The organism is Azomonas agilis, from assembly GCF_007830255.1.
GTDB classification, from domain to species: Bacteria; Pseudomonadota; Gammaproteobacteria; order Pseudomonadales; family Pseudomonadaceae; genus Azomonas; species Azomonas agilis.
In genome coordinates this window covers 78142-96589 of record NZ_VLKG01000004.1, presented here as the reverse complement: position 1 = coordinate 96589, position 18448 = coordinate 78142, and the positions used below count along the sequence as shown (strand labels likewise).

General features: G+C 54.5%; 16 protein-coding genes. 2 read left to right on the top strand and 14 right to left on the bottom strand.

The genetic code is table 11. The features are described from left to right. Positions 1-63: 63 nt before the first annotated feature. The 5 genes from LX59_RS06775 to sfnG all read right to left on the bottom strand — a co-directional run bounded on the left by LX59_RS06775 (position 64) and on the right by sfnG (position 5170). Positions 64-1131, bottom strand: coding sequence for a branched-chain amino acid ABC transporter permease (locus LX59_RS06775; RefSeq protein ID WP_144571093.1), 1068 nt, complete (start codon positions 1129-1131; stop codon positions 64-66). A 10-nt stretch (positions 1132-1141) separates the two neighbouring features. Continuing rightward, the gene (locus LX59_RS06770; protein ID WP_144571092.1) at positions 1142-2023 is read right to left on the bottom strand and encodes a branched-chain amino acid ABC transporter permease; all 882 of its coding nucleotides are present in this window, start codon (positions 2021-2023) and stop codon (positions 1142-1144) included. Between the two features lie 83 nt (positions 2024-2106). Then, positions 2107-2889: an ABC transporter ATP-binding protein gene (locus LX59_RS06765; protein ID WP_144571091.1), complete on the bottom strand. Its 783-nt coding sequence runs from the start codon at positions 2887-2889 to the stop codon at positions 2107-2109. 14 nt (positions 2890-2903) lie between these two features. After that, on the bottom strand, positions 2904-4064 hold the full coding sequence (locus tag LX59_RS06760; protein ID WP_144571090.1) for an AMP-binding protein: 1161 nt from the start codon (positions 4062-4064) through the stop codon (positions 2904-2906). Between the two features lie 11 nt (positions 4065-4075). Continuing rightward, positions 4076-5170: a dimethylsulfone monooxygenase SfnG gene (gene sfnG / locus LX59_RS06755; RefSeq protein WP_144571089.1), complete on the bottom strand. Its 1095-nt coding sequence runs from the start codon at positions 5168-5170 to the stop codon at positions 4076-4078. Positions 5171-5572: 402 nt separating this feature from the next. Between sfnG and LX59_RS06750 the strand changes: the two genes are divergently transcribed. Beyond that, a complete protein-coding gene (locus tag LX59_RS06750; protein WP_144571088.1) occupies positions 5573-6808 on the top strand; it encodes an acyl-CoA dehydrogenase family protein in 1236 nt (411 codons plus the stop codon). A gap of 44 nt (positions 6809-6852) precedes the next feature. Beyond that, positions 6853-8097: an SfnB family sulfur acquisition oxidoreductase gene (locus tag LX59_RS06745; RefSeq protein ID WP_144571087.1), complete on the top strand. Its 1245-nt coding sequence runs from the start codon at positions 6853-6855 to the stop codon at positions 8095-8097. Positions 8098-8142: 45 nt separating this feature from the next. Here LX59_RS06745 and LX59_RS06740 read toward each other — a convergent pair whose 3' ends face one another. The 9 genes from LX59_RS06740 to LX59_RS06700 all read right to left on the bottom strand — a co-directional run bounded on the left by LX59_RS06740 (position 8143) and on the right by LX59_RS06700 (position 18400). After that, positions 8143-8913, bottom strand: coding sequence for an ABC transporter ATP-binding protein (locus LX59_RS06740; protein ID WP_144571086.1), 771 nt, complete (start codon positions 8911-8913; stop codon positions 8143-8145). A 71-nt stretch (positions 8914-8984) separates the two neighbouring features. After that, on the bottom strand, positions 8985-10325 hold the full coding sequence (locus LX59_RS06735) for an ABC transporter substrate-binding protein (RefSeq protein WP_144571085.1): 1341 nt from the start codon (positions 10323-10325) through the stop codon (positions 8985-8987). A 79-nt stretch (positions 10326-10404) separates the two neighbouring features. After that, positions 10405-11745: an ABC transporter substrate-binding protein gene (locus LX59_RS06730; RefSeq protein WP_144571084.1), complete on the bottom strand. Its 1341-nt coding sequence runs from the start codon at positions 11743-11745 to the stop codon at positions 10405-10407. Positions 11746-11815: 70 nt separating this feature from the next. Further along, the gene (locus tag LX59_RS06725) at positions 11816-12880 is read right to left on the bottom strand and encodes a branched-chain amino acid ABC transporter permease (RefSeq protein WP_144571083.1); all 1065 of its coding nucleotides are present in this window, start codon (positions 12878-12880) and stop codon (positions 11816-11818) included. A gap of 4 nt (positions 12881-12884) precedes the next feature. Continuing rightward, entirely contained in the window at positions 12885-13766 is an 882-nt protein-coding gene (locus LX59_RS06720; RefSeq protein WP_144571082.1) for a branched-chain amino acid ABC transporter permease, read from the bottom strand. A 9-nt stretch (positions 13767-13775) separates the two neighbouring features. Beyond that, positions 13776-14546 carry an ABC transporter ATP-binding protein gene (locus LX59_RS06715; RefSeq protein ID WP_144571258.1) on the bottom strand — a complete coding sequence of 257 codons (771 nt, stop codon included), beginning with the start codon at positions 14544-14546 and terminating at the stop codon, positions 13776-13778. A gap of 8 nt (positions 14547-14554) precedes the next feature. Continuing rightward, on the bottom strand, positions 14555-15502 hold the full coding sequence (locus LX59_RS06710; protein WP_144571081.1) for an AMP-binding protein: 948 nt from the start codon (positions 15500-15502) through the stop codon (positions 14555-14557). A 235-nt stretch (positions 15503-15737) separates the two neighbouring features. After that, entirely contained in the window at positions 15738-16961 is a 1224-nt protein-coding gene (locus LX59_RS06705; RefSeq protein WP_246118697.1) for an acyl-CoA dehydrogenase family protein, read from the bottom strand. A gap of 35 nt (positions 16962-16996) precedes the next feature. Further along, on the bottom strand, positions 16997-18400 hold the full coding sequence (locus LX59_RS06700; protein ID WP_144571079.1) for an LLM class flavin-dependent oxidoreductase: 1404 nt from the start codon (positions 18398-18400) through the stop codon (positions 16997-16999). Positions 18401-18448: the final 48 nt, after the last annotated feature.

Here is an 18448-nt window from a genome sequence, read left to right as displayed (position 1 = left end):
CGGGATTGTCCTTAAAAATGAATGGGGATTGGGCCGGATCGGCATCCGGTAGTGCTTAGATCGTCAGTGGCGTAACGGCCAAATTCGTGCTTGAGCCCGCAGACGTTGCCAGAGGCGGGCTAGTCCCTCAGGCTCTTTGATAAGAAAAATGATGATCAGCGCGCCAAAGATGATTTTTTGCAGGTGCTCCAACTGCCCTGCATCAATCAAACCTTGTGGCAGCAGGCTGGCAAGGTTTGATAGCAACAAGGGGAAGAGCACCATAAAAGCGGCCCCCAGAAAGTTACCTAGGATGCTCCCCAGTCCGCCAATAATGATGATAAACAGGATTTGAAAGGAACGGTTCAGATCAAAACCCTGTGGCTCTACGGTGCCTAAGTAGGTGAAGGCCCACAGCGCTCCGGCAATCCCTAAGAAAAACCCGCTGATGGCAAAAGCCAGTAGTTTGGTTTTAAACAGTGGAATACCAATCACTGCGGCAGCGGTATCCATGTCGCGCACGGCCATCCAATGGCGGCCCAGCTCGCTGCGCACCAGGTTATGCGCTAACCCAAACAGAGCCACCACTACCGTCAGGGTCAACAGATAGCGCCCTGCTGGTGTATCAAAGCTGATGCCCAAAACCTCCAATTTAGGGGCACTGATTACCCCTGAGGCGCTGTCGTTGGAGAACCAACTGAACTTGGTCAAGGCCCAGGGCACAAAAAACTGCGCCGCAAGGGTCGAAACAATCAGATAAAAGCCTTTAATGCGTAAGCTCGGCAAGCCGAAAACCAAGGCGACCAGCGCTGCCACCAAGCCCCCAAGTACAAAACTCACCAAGAGCGGTAAGCCCGGTAGGCGCAGCTCAAAGTTATAGGTGGCAAAAGCACCAACGGCCATAAAAGCCGCCGAACCCAAGGATAATTGACCGGCATAGCCGGTGAGCAGATTCAAGCCCAATCCCGCCAATGACAGCACGAGAAAGGGAATCAAGATGGCACTGAACCAATAGTCATTACCCAACCAAGGTATCAGGATAAACGCGAAGACCAGCAAAAAAACCAAGCCAAGGCGGTCTTGCCGCAAACGAAATATCCGCCGATCCTCCGCATAATGGCTGCTGAACTGGCCTGCTTCTCGATACAACATCATGGCCTCCTTACACGCGCTCAATAGCGCGTTCGCCAAATAATCCCGCAGGTCGTACCAGCAAAAACAACAAAGCCAGTCCATAGGGGAACCAATTTTCGATGCCGCCGCCAACCAATGGCCCCAGATAAACCTCGGCAAGCTTTTCCGCAGCACCCACGATCAAGCCTCCCACAATGGCACCGCCGATGGAGGTAAAGCCTCCGATGATCAACACCGGCAACGCCTTAAGCACCACCAACGACAGGGAAAACTGCACGCCTAAACGCGCACCCCACAAAAGGCCCGCCACCAAACCAACAAAACCAGCCACAGCCCACACCACGGCCCAAATGCGCTGTAAACGAATGCCAAGGCTTAAGGCGGCTAAGGGATCGTCAGCTACGGCTCGGAGCGATAAACCCATACGAGTTTTGTTGAACAACACCGACAGCACCGCCACCAACACTGCGGCGGTGGCGGCGGCAAATAAATCGAACCGCGAGAGCAGCAAGCCGCCCACCTCTAAAGGCTCATCGCTAACGCCCAGATCTAGGCCGTGTACTTGAGTGCCCCACAGCATCTGAGCAAAGCCCTCAATCATGTAGGACAGGCCTAAGGTAGCCATAAAAAGGGTGATGGGTGAACGATTGACCAAGGGTCGTAGTACCGCCCGTTCAATCAGCAACGCCAGCAGTATCATGGCTGCCAATGTGACTAAGAAGGCTAGAAGAAAGGGAACACCGCGCTCCAGCAAGCTGACGAAGGTCAGTGCCGCAAACAACACCATGGCACCCTGAGCAAAATTAAATACACCGGAGGCTTTATAGATCAGCACAAAGCCGATGGCGATTAAGGAATACATAACGCCCGCCAACAGGCCGCCAATCAATACCTCGAAGAAAAAATCCATATTCGATTTCCCAGTAATTACCTATGCGCTGCCATCACATGCAGGTCATTGGCGGTTGATGAAGGTTGGGAGCCTTGTAATCTTTAATGCCGTGTACCCAGATAGGCGGCGATGACTTCAGGATTGCGGCGTACTTCATCCGGTGTGCCGTCCCCAATCTTGCGGCCATAATCAAGCACCACCACATGGTCGGACAGCCCCATCACCACGCCGATGTCGTGTTCAATCAGCACAAGGGTCGTGCCCCACTCACGATTGGTTTCGGCGATGAAGTGGCTCATCTCGCGTTTCTCTTCAGCATTCATGCCTGCCATCGGCTCATCCAGCAGCAATAAGCGCGGTTCTGCCGCCAGTGCCCGAGCCAGTTCGACGCGCTTTTGTAAACCATAGGGCAACCTTCCTACGATGCTGTTTCGCCAAGGTTGTAGGTGTAAAAACTCAATGACGCGCTCAGCAGCTTCACGTTGAGCATCTTCTTCAGCCCGCGCTTGGGGCAGACCTAAGGCTTGAGTCAGCCAGTGGCAGCGGCGTAGCAGGTTGCGGCCTGTGAGTACGTTATCCAACAGGCTCAGGCTTTTAAACAGCGCGATGTTTTGAAAGGTTCGGGCAATGCCCAGCTCAGCCGCTTGGTGAGGACGCAGGCGGCGATGCGTTGTGCCGTCAAAATCAATGGAGCCTTCCTGTGCGGAATACACGCCATTGATGACGTTCAACAACGAGCTTTTGCCCGCCCCATTGGGGCCGATCAGGGCACAGATTTCGCCATGAGCAACGCTAAACCCAATATCGGAAATGGCCTTGACCCCTTTAAAAGCCAAAGAAACGTGATTCAGCCGGAGTAAGGGCTGGGCGCTTGTATGCGGCATGAGGACATTCCTCGTCAGATAGGTTGCTGAGTCGTCACCATCCAATCGCTTGCTACTTCAGACGACTGTATTGGTGGGCTATGGCTATGCCAGTCGGAGGAGTCAGGCCAAGCACGCACAAAAACCCCTAAGTCCCCAAAAAAAGCTTCGATGTGTGAAGGTAAGGTATCCCCCAGCACCAAAGGGACGCGGGTACGGGAAAACCCCAAAACATCCCGTAAAGGCCGCCGCACGAGCCACTCCCCCAAGTATTGGCTCAAGTAACTACGAGGACGCGCCAACGCCCAATCCACAAACCGTCGTGAAAGGCTTCCTAAGGGCGGCAAACGAGCCTGAGTCTGTTCATACAGACGGCCATAGGTTTCCCGAGTCCCGGCCACAAGGGTTGGCCCCAGTTCGCGCCGATCCTGATCGCGGGTAGCCAAACGCTCGGGAACATTCAAACGAAATCCAGCCATCAACCAAGGCGCTAACAGATAACCTGCCTGGCCTGCTGCCGCCAAGGTGCGCGCCGCTAACGCCTCTTCCTGAGGGCTGAGCTGTTCCGCCGTCACCAGTTGCTGGCCCTGCTGTAACAAGGCGCGATGGCTGAGGGGCTGTTGTTGGATCTGTCCTTGTGTCGATTGGCGATAAAAGATAAAGGCCGGGTGTTCTGGGGTGGCTTGGGGCTCTAGTTGCACGAAAGGCCCATTTCGAAGTAGTGCACTGTAGTCCAGCTCATGGGCTTGAGCCTGTACACCGCGTGCTTCTGCATACAGCCTCAAGCGGAAAGGAGACTTGGAGCGGCGTAAGCGCTCCAGTTCCTCCAAGCCCTCAGCAAAGCTGAACTCAAGGGGTAAGGCGTGCAGCAATCCTTGCTGCGTGCTCGGTTCGTCCAGCGGATTGAGCAGCACTGCCACGCCACCTAACCAGTGCGCGGCTAACGCGGCCAACAGGGCTTCCGGTCGAGGCCGACTGAGGATGACCAGTTGGGAACGGGGGTTAAAACCATGCTCCCAAAGGACATGGGCCAACTGGCGCACCTCGCCTTCGAGCTGTGACCAGCTATGCGCTTGCCAAATACCCAAACGCTTGTGGCGCAGACCCAGTTCTTTGCCGCGCTGTCGGGCTTGCCACTGTAACCATTGTGGCAAAGTGGCCGGCGTGCGTTCTTCTTGCTCCGCGAAGCGAACCATAGCGTCGCTCCTTAGGCTGCGTTTTTCTCAGCGGCGCGTTGCGCTTCTAACGCACGAACCAGTGGTAAGACTTTTTCACCAAAGTAGGCCACCTCTTCTTGGAAATGCAGGAAGCCACTGAGAATTAAATCCACACCCACTGCTTTCAGCGCCAAGATGCGTTCGGCGATTTGTTGCGGCGTGCCGATCAAGTTGGTTTTAAAGCCATCGTTGTATTGGATGAGGTCTTCGAAAGTGGACTCCACCCACATGCCATTGCCTTCTGGGCTGGCGGAACCGGCTTGTTGTACCTCATGGCCGAAGGCTTTCACCGCTTCAGGATCGGCTTTTGCGATGATTTCTGCCAATACGGCCTTGGCTTCTTCTTCCGTGTCCCGGGCGATGATAAAGGCGTTGACCCCAATCTTAACTTGATGGTTGTTTGCAGCGGCTTTAGCACGCACATCATCCACTTGAGCCTTGATGCCTTCCAGCGTATTGCCATTGGTGAAATACCAGTCAGCCGCCCGTGAGGCCATATCCCGCGCCGCCCGTGAACTGCCGCCTTGGAAAATCTCCGGGCGTGGCTGTTGCAGCGGTTTGGGTTTCAGGCTGTAGTTATGGAAGCGGTAAAAGTCGCCCTGATAGCTGAAGTTATCTTGAGTCCAAATGCCCTTGAGTACGTCGATAAACTCTTCAGAACGGCGGTAACGCTCGTCGTGCTCCAACCAAGGCTCACCGATGGCGGTAAATTCACTGCGAAACCAACCGGAAACAATGTTCACCGCGATGCGGCCATTGGTTAAGTGGGAGATGGTGGAGATTTGCTTAGCCAGCACAGCGGGATGCCAAGGCCCCGGCAGAATAGCGGCAATCACCCGCAGTTTTTCAGTAGAGGCGAGGAGTGCGTGACTGATGGCTACCGATTCATGTTGGTATTCCGCGCCATAACCTGCGGTAAAACGAATCTGTGATAGGGCGTAGTCAAATCCGGCCTTTTCAGCGATTTTTGCCAATTCGCGGTTGTAGTCGATATCCCAGCGGGTGCGCTGCTCAATCTTACTGATAATAAGGCCGCCGCTTACATTGGGTACCCAGTAGGCGAACTTGATTGCATCCTGACTCATGGTATTGGCTCCAGCTATTTAGGGTGTATTGGGGAACTGATCGGGCCGCCTCTAAAAAAGCACCCGCTTAACCCTATATAGCAGCAGTCGTGCCAATAAAAACTACTTAATAATCAGTATGTTATATTTTTGCGGCGGGCTTTGCTGTGTTGCTCTTAACACAAGCTGCTGAACAACTGCTGCTGGACAGACATTCCCTTCATCCCTACCGCTCTGCTTCTTCATCAACATCTGTTGCTCAGGCCGCAGTTGGCCAGCAGTTTGTCCCGCTAACAACAGGGAATATCCACAGATACAGCGCCAAAACCCGCACCAATGCTGGATTAGCGCAGGAGGCATGGCTTGTGCAACAGCACAGGGAAATAGGCCAAACGGCCATTGGCTCAACTGAGGAGTTCTTTAATGACTGTCCAGCAACATCACCCCCTGTCCACCGGAGCGGACTACCAACAACTGGCAGCGCGTTTCCGACCTATTTTTGCGCGCATTGCTGACGGCGCGGTCGAGCGGGAGCGTCAACGCAGCTTGCCCTATGAGCCGATTAAATGGCTTAAAGAAGCAGGTTTTGGGGCAGTGCGCGTTCCAGTGGAATACGGTGGCGCGGGTGCTTCCTTAGTTCAGTTGGTACAGCTATTAATTGAGCTGGCCGAAGCCGATTCCAGCGTACCCCAAGCGTGGCGCGGCCATGTTGCCTTTGTTGAAGATCGCCTCAATGCCCATGCCACCAGCAATCAGGAAATATGGTTTCAGCGTTTTGTGGCTGGAGAACTAGTAGGCAATGCTTGGACTGAAATCGGGGCGGTCAAAATCGGAGAAGTAGGAACCCGAGTCAGCCGCCAAGGCAATCAGTGGGTGGTCAACGGCCACAAGTACTACAGTACCGGCAGCCTGTTTGCAGACTGGATTGATGTGTACGCCCAGCGCGACGACGATGGCCTCGACGTGATTGCGGCCGTCAGTACCCATCAAACCGGCGTACACCAAAGCGACGACTGGGACGGTTTTGGCCAACGCACCACCGCCAGCGGCAGCACGGTGTTTGATAACGCCGTAGTGAGTGAAGAAAACATCATCGACTTTTCCACACGCTTTAAGTATCAGACCGCCCTCTATCAGTTGGTGTTGATTGCCGTGCTCGCCGGTTCAGGGCGGGCGGCCTTGCGAGACTTTTCCCACGAGGTACGCCAGCGCACCCGGATTTTCAGCCACGGTAACGCGCCCCGCGTCAGTCAAGACCCCCAGATCCTGCAAGTGATTGGCAAGGTTTCGGCGCTGGTGTATGCCGCTGAAGCCACGGCTTTGCGGGCAGCAGCTCCGGCGCAACGGGCTTACGAAAGCCATTTCGAAGGTAATGCCCAAGCCGAACACGAGGCCAATGTAGCTGCCGAGCTGGAGTCGGCTCAGGCTCAGGTGGTGATTGCTGAATTGGTGCTACGGGCCGCCAATGATCTATTCAATGCACTGGGCGCTTCGGCTACCAGCGAAACGAAGCAACTGGATCGCCATTGGCGGAATGCGCGTACCGCTGCCTCACACAACCCGCTGATTTACAAAGAGCGCATCATCGGTGACTGGGAAGTCAATGGCACCGAGCCGCCCTATATCTGGCAGATCGGCAACGGCTCGACGGCGGCCTAACCTCCCTCTTTTTTTATCAACCTCATCTGCGTAAGGAAAACGGCATGAGCGAACTGTACACCCCAAATCGTCGGGAAGATCCCTATCTACAACCCCTACCTCAACAAGCGGCCCACCGTATTCAAGATGATGCCGAAGCGATTGAGATCGCCCGCATCTTGGCCAGAGACTTTGCTAAAGAGGCCGCCGAGCGCGACCAACAGCGGCGCTTACCCATCGCCGAGCTGAATGCCTTTTCCCAAAGCGGTCTATGGGGCATCACCGTACCTAAAGTCTACGGCGGCGCTGAAGTCAGCTACCGGACGTTAGGCGAGGTCATTAAGACCATTGCCGCCGCCGACCCTTCCTTAGCTCAGTTGCCACAAAACCACTTGGCCATTGTTGACCATATTCGTTTGGACGGCAGCGAAGCGCAAAAACACCGTCTGTTTGGATTGGTACTGGAGGGTGTTCGTTTTGGCAATGCCTTTTCTGAGCGTAAAAGCCGCACTGTCGCTGAATTTGAAACCCAGATTACCCCCGATGGCGAAGGTTTTTTCCGCATCAATGGGCAAAAGTTCTACTCCAGCGGTGCCTTGCTCGCGCATTGGGTGCCCACCGTAGCGGTGGACAGCGAAAAACGTCCCTTCTTAGCCTTTATCCGCCGCGATGCCGAAGGTTTGGAGGTGATCAACGATTGGTCAGGGTTTGGTCAGCGCACCACAGCCAGCGGCACCGTGTTGGTAAACAATGTGCGGGTTTCCGCTGATCAGGTATTGCCGGTACATCAAGCCTTCGAGCGTCCCACCGCGGCGGGCCCGATTTCTCAGTTTTTGCAGGCAGCGATTGATGCGGGCATCACACGGGCCGCCATCGCCGATACTCAAGAACAGGTGCGTCAGTTTGCGCGTCCTTGGTTGGATTCTGGCCAAGAACACGCTTGGCAAGACCCTTACAGCCTGCAACAAATCGGGGATTTACACATCCGCCAACGCGCGGCTGAAGCGGTGCTGGACTTGGCGGCTGATGCCATTCAAAGTGCGGTGGCCAATCCCAACGAGGATAGGGTGGCCGCCGCCTCCATTGCCGTGGCTGAAGCCAAGGTGCTGACCACAGAAGCGGCGATTCTTGCCACCAATAAGCTCTTCGAGCTGGCCGGTACGCGCTCGACGCTGGAAGAGTACAACCTAGACCGCCATTGGCGTAATGCACGTACTCACACGCTGCACGATCCGGTACGCTGGAAGTTCAACATCATCGGCAATTACTACCTCAACCACATCAAGCCAGCACGTCATCCGTGGGTTTGAGCGGTATTTGATGGGCGGCGCGTTTGCGCCGTCCTTGTTTAGTGCTTAGCTGACCTGACCACCAAGGTAAAAGTGCTGTAAATCTTCCCGAGCGGCCAAGTCTTGCGCTGCACCCTCACTGACAACATGGCCGTTTTCAAGGATGTAGGCATAGTGTGCGTGGCGCAAAGCAACGTTGATATTCTGCTCCGCCACCAGAAAGCTCATACCTTCCTTGTGATTGAGCTCTGCAACGATGTCGAAAATCTCCTCAACAATGATCGGAGCCAATCCCATTGACGGCTCATCCAGTAGCACTAGGGTAGGTTGAGTCATCAGCGCTCGACCAATGGCCAGCATCTGCTGTTCTCCCCCCGAAGTCAGTCCCGCTGCCGTCCTGCGTTTGACTTTAAGGCGTGGGAACCACGCATAGATGCGTTCCAGCTCTTGTTCTAGGGTTTGTCGGCTGGGGCGGCGTAAAAATCCACCGCTGCGCAGATTCTCCTCAACGGTCAAATGGGCAAACACATGGCGACCCTCCAGCACATGGACAATGCCCCGCCGTGCCAGCACATTGGGCGCAATACCGGCCGTATCTTCACCTAAAAACTGAATGTGACCGCGACTAATTTGTGCTCGATCAGCTTGGACTAAACCTGAAATGGCCTTTAGGGTGGTACTTTTACCAGCACCGTTTGCGCCCAGTAACGCCACGATGCCGCCTTGATCGACGTGCAACGAGACACCTGCCACGCCGAGAATTGCGCCATCGTAAATGACTTCAATGTCGTGAACAGCTAATAGACGGCTGGGAGCTGTTTGGGGTTGCGTATTCATGGGGGTTCCTTGGATCAAAAAACGGGGAGGAACCACAGTAAGCAAGGCTCCTCTCTGTTAAGGTGGATGATCTAGCGTTCGGCTTGGCAATGGCGCGGGGTGATGCCTTTTTCTTGGGCGTAAGCGGCGGACTTGGCCTCAATCAGGGGTTGCAGTGTTTCACGGTCGGCCTGTATCCAATCGCTGACTAACACCCATTTTTCTCCATCCCATTGTTGTACACGGGCCGCGCCACCGCCTTCGTGGTCGGCACAGGTCACTTGCAAGGGTTGCAGCAGGCCACTAAAGCCGATCTGTTTCAGGCGCTGCTCATCCACGTTGAGATGCTCAAAGGCCCAACGTCCCTCCTCACCATTCAAGGGCCGATGGCCGAAGTGAGCTTGGCCTGCCCGCAGGGCCTCCACCACAATGGCCGCGTTGACTAGGCCAATGTTGTAATAGACCTTGCCAAAATAGCTCAGGTCTTTAAGGTCGCTTTTGCCCTTATTCAGAATATGCTCGCGTAAGCGTTGGTGGATTTCAAAGCTATCCCCACCGGGAAAGGGAGCCAGCGCTTGATAGCCTTTAGCCGCAGGGCCAGCGGGAATGACATCCGCCTCAGAGCCCGCCCAGACATCGCCGATAATGCGATCCACCGGAAAACCAAAGCGGGCGGCAGTTTTAATGGCTACCGGAGTGGATACACCCCAAGTCCTGAGAAAGACCCAATCAGGTTGCAATTGGCGTACCTGCCGCCATTGCACCGATTGTTCGTTGCCGGGATGGGCCACCGGAATTTGAATGTTCTCAAAGCCGTATTTGTTTGCTAACAGCTCAATGGCGGCTTGGGTTTCCCGACCGTAGGAGGAATCATGATAAACCGTGACTATCTTCTTACCCTTGAGTTTGTCAAAGCCCCCTTCACGCTGGGCAATGTAGTTAATGCCTACGGAAGCTTGGCCGTAATAGGTCAAAAGCAGCGGAAAGGCATAGGGGAACACACGGCCATCGCTGGATTCGGTGCGGCCACCGGCGGGGTCAATCAAGGGGATTTTGTCGGCGGCTCCTTTCTCCATCAAAGCATAGGAAGCAGGAGTGCTGTGGGTGAGAAAGAAGGCAACCGGCGCACCGTCTTTGCCGTTTTTATAGCGCTCGTAGCACTCGACGATGCGGTCGGTGCTCCATTCGGTCTCGCATTCTTGCCACGCGATTTTGACTCCATTGATGCCGCCTTCTACCTCGTTGATGTAGCGCAAGTAATCCAGCGTACCGGCCCACCAGGGAATGCCGCTGGAGGCATAGGGGCCAACCCGATAGGTAGCCAGTGGAACAAACTGCTCATTGGGAGCCGCTTGGACTAGGCTGATCAGCGGGGTTTGCAAGCTAAGGCTTAGGGCAACACCGACAAAAACGCGGCGTACAGAGTTGTGCATGATGGGTTACTTCCAGAGGTTTACAGTAGTTGTTGGGTTACTCCTGTCCCGTGGTCGGGTTGAGGGAAAGTGAGGTGTTTCAATCTTCGCTGGCACAGGAACGCGGAGTGATGCCTTTTTCTTTGGCATAAGCGTTGGATTTGGCTTCGATTAATGGCCGCAGCGTTTCGCGGTCGGCTTGCACCCAGTCGGTGATCAGCGTCCAGCGGCTGCCATCCCACTGCTGTACCTTGGCCGCGCCACCGCCTTCATGGTCGGAGCAAGATAGCTTGAGAGGCTGCATCAGACCGTAGAACCCTATGGCTTTGAGACGGGCCTCGTCGATGTTCAGGTGTTCTAAGCCCCAGCGCCCTTCCTCGCCATTCAGCGGACGATGGCCAAATTTCTGTTGGCCCGCCCGAATGGCCTCAACCGCAATGGCCGCATTCACAAGGCCGGAGTTGTAATAAACGCTGCCAAAGCTTTTCGGGTCTTTGAGGTCACTTTTGCCTTGGTCTAGGATGTGCTGCTTAATCCTTTTGTGGATCTCAAACTCAGAGCCACCGGGATAGGGTGTGAGTGCTAAATACCCTTTACCCGCCTCGCCGGTCGGTAATACGTCCTCATCCGAACTGGCCCAAATATCGCCAATAATGCGCTCCACTGGGAACCCAAAGCGCGCCGCAGTTTTAATGGCTACGGGGGTAGAAACGCCCCAAGTGCGCAGAAAAACCCAATCCGGCTTGAGTTGGCGTACTTGTCGCCACTGGGCTGACTGCTCATTGCCCGGATCGGCCACCGGAATTTGAATATTCTCAAAGCCGTACTTTTCCGCTAACAAGGCCAGCGGGCTTTGGGTTTCTCGCCCGTAGGCAGAATCGTGGTAAACCGTGGCAATCTTCTTACCTTTAAGCCGATCCAGCCCACCTTCACGCTGGGCAATGTAGTTAATGACGGCGGAGGCTTCGCTGTAGAAGGTCAGCATTACTGGGAAATTGTAGGGAAAGACGCTACCGTCAGTAGCCTCTGTGCGGCCATAGCCGAGGGTAATCAGCGGAATTTTGTCGGCGGCGGCTTTATCCGCTAACGCATAGGCCGCTGGGGCTCCGTTGGGTTGATAAACCGCCACCGGCGCACCATTGAGACCATTTTTAAAGCGCTCGTAACATTCGATGCCTTTTTCAGCCGTCCATTCGGTTTCGCATTCCTGCCACACCAGCTTGACACCGTTGATGCCGCCTTCGACCTCATTGATATAGCGCAGATAGTCAATCATGCCCGCCCACACCGGAATACCGCTGGAGGCGTAAGCCCCAACTCGATAGTTGGCGAGGGGAAAAAACTGTTCGTTGGTGGCGGCTAAGGCCGTATTCGACACAGCGTTAGCGGTACTGAGGACGAGCAGTACCGTAGCCAGTTTATGCTTGAGAGGTAAATGCATGGATGTTTCCAAAATCAGGGCGTTTTAGGGGAAAAACTCAGCCGCTCGCGGTAAGGCTGGCGGCTGAAACTTAGAATCTCAGCGGCCAAGCTTTCAGTCGTTCACCCAGATTGGCCAGTAAACGAATTAAGCCTTCAGGCTCCTTGACCAAAAACCAAATAATCAGCATGCCAAAGATGATTTTTTGCAGGTTTTGCAGTTGGCCCGCATCCACCATGCCGCTCAAAAGCCCTTGTCCGATCTGGTTAAGCAACAGCGGCAGCAGACTGATAAAAGCTGCGCCGATAAAGTTGCCCGCAATGCTGCCCATGCCACCGATGATGATGATGAACAAAATCTGAAAGGAACGATTGATGTCAAAGCTGCTGGCGCTGGCCGTACCTAAGTACGCAAAGGCCCAAAGTGCTCCGGCTACGCCTAAATAAAACGAGCTGACAGCAAAGGCTAAGCGTTTATGGCGATCCACTGAGATACCAATCACAGCGGCGGCGGTGTCCATATCACGAATGGCCATCCAATTCCGGCCAATTTGGCTGCGCACGAGGTTGACGGCGATCCATGTCAAGAGCACAACACTGGTGAGTACCAACAGATAGCGCCCTAAAGGGCTGTGCAGGTCGTAGCCAAACAGTTCCAAACGCGGCGCACTAATGGTTCCAGAGGAAGCGTAGTTGTAAAACCACGGAAACTTAGTGAAGACCCATTCGAGGAAGAACTGCGCCGCAAGGGTGGTCACCATCAGGTAAAACCCTTTGATGCGGTTACTGGGAATGCCAAACACAAAACCAACACCTGCGGCAATGATCCCACCACCGACTAAAGCCAAAGGCAGAGGCAATCCGGGTACGCGCAATAACAGGCTATAGGTAGCAAAGGCTCCAACCGCCATAAAACCCGCTGCGCCTACAGAAGTTTGTCCGGTGTAGCCGGTTAGAAGATTAAGACCAAGTCCGGCCAAGGACAGTATTAAAAACGGGATCAAAATAGCGTTGAGCCAATAATCATCACCGAGCACAGGGATTAAGACAAAAGCCACCAGCAGCAGGGTGAGTAGCGGCCAAGGCCAAGCGCGTCGAGTCAACTCAAGGGGGGCAGCGTCGTAACTGGCAGGCAGGCTATGGGAATGCTGATTCATAAGGTTATACCCGTTCGATAGCCGGTTCGCCAAACAACCCCGCCGGACGAATGTAGAGAAAAACGATGGCGAGGACATAGGCAAACCAAGGCGTAATACCGCCCCCGATATAAGGCCCGATGTACACCTCCGCGAGATTTTCAGCCGCGCCCACAATCAGGCCACCGACAATAGCGCCGCCAATGGAAGTGAAGCCGCCGATGATTAAAACGGGTAAGGCTTTGAGTACCACCAGTGACAGGGAAAACTGCACGCCTTGGCGCGCACCCCATAACAGGCCCGCCACTAACCCCAAAATTCCCGCCACCGCCCAGACGATTTGCCAAATACGGTTAAGGTTGATGCCGATGGAGAGGGCCGCACGGGTATCATCCGCCACCGCCCGCAGTGACACCCCAATGCGGGTACGGTTAAACAGCAAGGCCAGTACCGTCACTACAAGGGCAGCCGTGGCGGCAGCCACCAGATCAAATTGGCTGACCATCACATCGCCCCAAAATAAGGGCACATCCTCAATCCCTAAGTCGAGGGCACGTACTTGAGCGCCCATCAGTCCCTGCGCTAGCCCCTCGATGACAAAGGACAGCCCCAGAGTGGCCATAAACAGCGTGATTTGTGAGCGATTCACCAAGGGACGCAACACTGTGCGCTCAATCAGGATGGCCCCTAAAGCCATCACAACCACTGTGAGTATGAGGGCTAGCGCAAAGGGCAGCCCCTGCTCCTGCAAGCTGACAAAGGTTAGGGCGGCAAACAGCAGCATGGCCCCTTGGGCAAAATTAAACACCCCGCTGGCTTTGTAGATCAGCACAAACCCAAGGGCGACCAAGGAGTACATGGTTCCGGCCAGCAATCCGCCGATCAGCGTTTCCAGAAAAAAAGTCATGGTGCGCCCTCAATGTACAGTGCCGAGGTAAGCGGAAATCACCTCAGGATTGGATTGCACCTCAGTCGGGGTGCCATCTCCGACCTTACGCCCGTAATCAAGTACCACCACATGGTTGGAGAGGCCCATCACCACCTTAATGTCGTGCTCAATCAGCACCACTGTGGTTCCTAAATCGCGGTTGATGTCGAGAATGAAGCGGCTCATCTCGTGCTTTTCCTCGGCGTTCATCCCTGCCATGGGTTCGTCCAGCAACAGCAAACGAGGTTCAGCGATCAAGGCCCGCCCCAGTTCGACTCGTTTTTGCTGACCGTAAGCGAGTTTGCCTACCGCAACACTGCGCCAAGGTTGCAGTTCAAGAAACTCTAGGATGTTCTCCGCTCGCTCACGAAACTGCCGTGCCTCGTGGCGGGCACGGGGCAGACCTAGGGCTTGGGCAAAAAAACCGCTCTGTGTATGCCGCGACAGCCCTGTGAGTAGGTTGTCCAGCACGGTCATTTTTTTGAACAAAGCATTGTTTTGGAAGGTGCGCCCAATGCCACGCCGTGCGGCTTCTAGGGGATGAATGCCGCGGAAGTGTTCACGCTCAAAAACCACTTCCCCCGAGTCTGGTCGATACACGCCGTTGAGAATATTCAGCAGTGAACTTTTGCCGGCTCCATTGGGGCCAATCAGCGCACAAATCTCACCCCGTCGAACTGAAAAGGACAGGTCATTGATGGCTTTGACACCTTTAAAAGACAGGGAAATAGCCTGAACTTGCAGTATGGGTTCTGCCATTTGTGGAGTCATGCGGCTTGCTCCTGTACCATCCAACGAACCGGCGCTAATGAGGTTGGTTGATCACTGGGGAGAATAAACTTAAGGCGTTGCAGCCCGAGCAAACGGAACAAGCGGGTCGCAATCCAGCGGGCGGGCCTAATGTGGGCATTCTCCAAGGCCCAGTCACTCAAACGGCGAGACCAACTTCCCTTAGGGGCTAAGCGCTGTTCTATTTCGGCACTGAGCACGCGCTGCCGCTGTTCTGAAATCACTACCCCCACCGGCCTGATATCGCAGCGATCACGGGAAGCGGATTCAGTATTCTCAGGGAAGGCGAACCCTATACCCTCGTGCAATCCTTGGTGCAGCACTAAAGCCAAGCCTTCGGGCCACTCGGTTCCCTCTTCTGCCCAAAGGAGGTGTTGGTGCTGAACGACTGACCAAGGCAATGCCTTGGCTTGAGCAGCAACAGCATCCTGTGTGGTGAGGGGCAGTATTTGGCAGCGGCCTTGCTGACGGGCCACTGACTGGACAGAAAATATAGGCAGCTCATAAGGCAAATCATGGGCGGCCTCTAACCACTGAGAAATCCCTTCACGGCTTTGAACAAACCCGTGGCTGGGTTGTACATGCAGCAGCTCTTGGTGCAGCGCTTGGCCTTGAATATGTCGAGAAATGCAAACGACATCGCCCCCGGCAGAACGGGCCGCGAGGGCCAGTAAAATCAGGGTCGGCTCTAAGGCTCCACTGAATGCAAGGCGTGATCCGAAACCAAAACCTTGGCGCTGCAATAGGATTTCCAGACGCTTAACTTCCCGCTGCACATCGACCCAAGACCAGGCTTTCCAGCGATCACGCCGTTTATGACACAGGGCGATTTGCGCGGGTTTTTCGGTGGCCCATCGCTCTAAAAGTTTCAACGTATCCTCAAGCTGAATCTTTGCCTTAGGCAAAGGCCGCTCAGACAGGCTCATAGCAGTTCTCCCGACGGGCTAAAGCCCGTTCTAACTCAAGTGTGCTCCATGCCATAAGGCATCTCTAAGTGGGAGGTGTGCAGACCTTGTGCCAAACACTAACTAATTGATTAATATCTATTTTTAGTAGATAAAACCCGATGCAGTTGGTGCCTGCCACACAGCCTGTTGATCCTGTGTTGCCAGATCAACATTGACGAGCGACGCACAAGCGTCGCCTCGTATGGAAACGGGATTAGAAGTAGGCGTTGCGGGGTAATTCACGCCCATTGACCTCATAATCACCAATAGCTCGTGCCTTATAAAGCGATGGGTTATGTGAGGCTAGGGTACGCACATTGCGCCAATGCCGATCCAAGTGTGCGGATTGACGGGTAGCCGAGGAACCGCCCACTTCAAACAGCAAACTGGTGGCGTGCAAAGCCAAAGCATCCAAACTGACTTTGGCCTGAGCCGCCCGCAATGAAGACTCATGGCCCAGTTGCGGATTCACTTCTCCATCAACGCGAGAAATAAAGGCCTGATCCAGTGTATCGGCGGCGGCGAGTACAATGGCCTCCGCCGCAAAGGCGCTGCTGGAAAGCTCACCCACGACCTGTAGCAGTTGCGGATCTTGTGACGGCTGACTGGCCGCTGCATGACTGAACGTCCTTGAGCGGCTGTGCAATAAGGCCACCGCATCAGTGACTACGCTGCGTAAAATACCCGCAATGACCCCATACAGAAAGAGCTGTGCTAGGGCGTTAAATTGGTTCGCGGTATCGCGCCGAATCACCTCCTCCGCTTCAACCCGCACGTTGTCGAAAAGGGTTGTACCGCTGCCCGTGTACTTTTGCCCGATCCCATCCCAGTCATCCAAGATGCGAATGCCGATTCGGTCCGTCGGAATAACAACCCCGACCGGAGTGCCATCCTCCAGCGCCGCCGTTACATACACCCAGTCGGCATACAGTGTTCCAGTACTGAAGTACTTGCTGCCGTTCAAACGGAAACCCGCCCCATCCACTGATAAGCGGGTCTCAAACTCATAGTGGCCTACGGGCTTAGAAGACAATTCGGTATAGGCATTACCAAAGAGTTGCCCAGCCGCCACTCGTTGCAGTCGTTCATTGCGCAGCGCACTGGCCGGGGCACTTAAAAACTCGTCGGTCAGCAGGTAATGAGCGCGCAGGATGTGCGCTACATCAGGATCAGCTTCGGCCAAACGAATCAGCACTTGGAACAGTTCGCGCAAACTCAGGCCACTTCCACCCTGTTCTTTGGGTAAGCGCAAGGCTCCCAGCCGTGCTTGGCGGATCAGCTTGATGCTGTGCCAAGGATGCCCCTCTTGGCCCGTTGCACGACGCTCTGCCGCATTCTGAGCAATCGCTATGAACAGCCGTTCTAATTCAGGGGAGTCGAGGGATAAAGGCCCATCAAAGGCTAATTCGTCGATGGGCTCCGTTTCAAGCGAGGTCAAAAGCCTTCGGCTCGTCATATACTCACCCTCCGCCATCAAGCACTGATCAATTCAGGTTGCTGAGTCCGTAATGCCGCCAAGTCACGGTAGCGGGCGGCGGGATGATTGCTAGGTAAGCGAGGGCCAGCGCCAAATAGCTTGTCGCGGAAGGTGCCTTGGGCATAGTCGGTTTTGAAAACGCCGCGCTTTTGTAACTCAGGTACCAGTAGCTCAACTACATCAACAAAGGTTTCGTGTGTCAGTGCATAGGTGAGGTTAAAACCGTCCACATCAGTCTCTTCAACCCATTCTTGCAACTGATCGGCCACCGTTTGCGGGCTACCGACGAATAGAGGGCCAAAACCACCAATGCCCACCCAATCAGCTAATTCTTTAACCGTCCATTGCTTGTTGGGGTCGGCGCTGGAAAAGGCCTCAACCGCCGATTGAATCGCATTGGTGTGTATGTGTTTAAGCACCTGATCGGGTTGATACTGGCCAAAATCTAAACCCGTCCAGCCTGAAATCAGGGCCAAAGCACCTTCATAGCTGATGTATTGTTTGTAATCACGCCATTTGGCTTGGGCCTCGGCATCGGTTGCGCCAAGGATTACCGTCTGCATGTTCAAAATACGGATTTGATAGGGATCGCGGCCCGCTTCAACAGCACGACGGCGAATATCTGCCACAGTATTTTTGAGGATGGTTTTTGAAGGCGCGGCCACGAATACGCACTCTGCATGTTCGGCAGAGAAGCGTCGCCCCCGGTTAGAGGCTCCGGCTTGGAAGAGTACAGGCGTGCGCTGGGGAGAGGGTTCGCACAGGTGAATACCCGGTACTTGGAAATGTTTTCCGTAGTGGTGAATTTCATGCACCTTACTAGGGTCTGTGAATAAGCGCCGCTTGGGATCGCGGATGACGGCATCCTCCTCCCAACTGCCTTCTAGGAGCTTGTAGATTACTTCGAGGTATTCATCGGCATGGTCGTAGCGGGCATCGTGATCAATCAACGCCTCTTGACCAAGATTGCGTACCCCACTGTCTAGGTATGAAGTCACCACATTCCAACCAATTCGACCCTTGGTCAGATGATCCAAGGTGGATAAACGGCGGGCAAAGGGATAGGGGTGCTCAAATGCCAGTGAAGCCGTCAACCCAAACCCCAGATGCTCAGTGACCTGAGCCATAGGGGTTATCAAGGCCAGTGGATCATTAACCGGTACTTGAGTGGATTGGCGCAACGCTGCTTCAACATTGCCATTTAGCACATCATAGGTGCCAATCACATCAGCGATGAAGATGCCATCAATCTTGCCGCGCTCTAGTAACTTGGCAAGGTCAGTCCAATATTCTAGGTCCTTGTACTGCCAAGCGCGGTCACGCGGATGTGCCCATAGGCCGGGGGATTGATGGCCAACGCAGTTCATTTCGAAAGCATTAAGAACGATTTTGCGGGACATTGGATTCTCCTAGAAGGTAGATCAGATCACACCACTGGAAGATTGGGT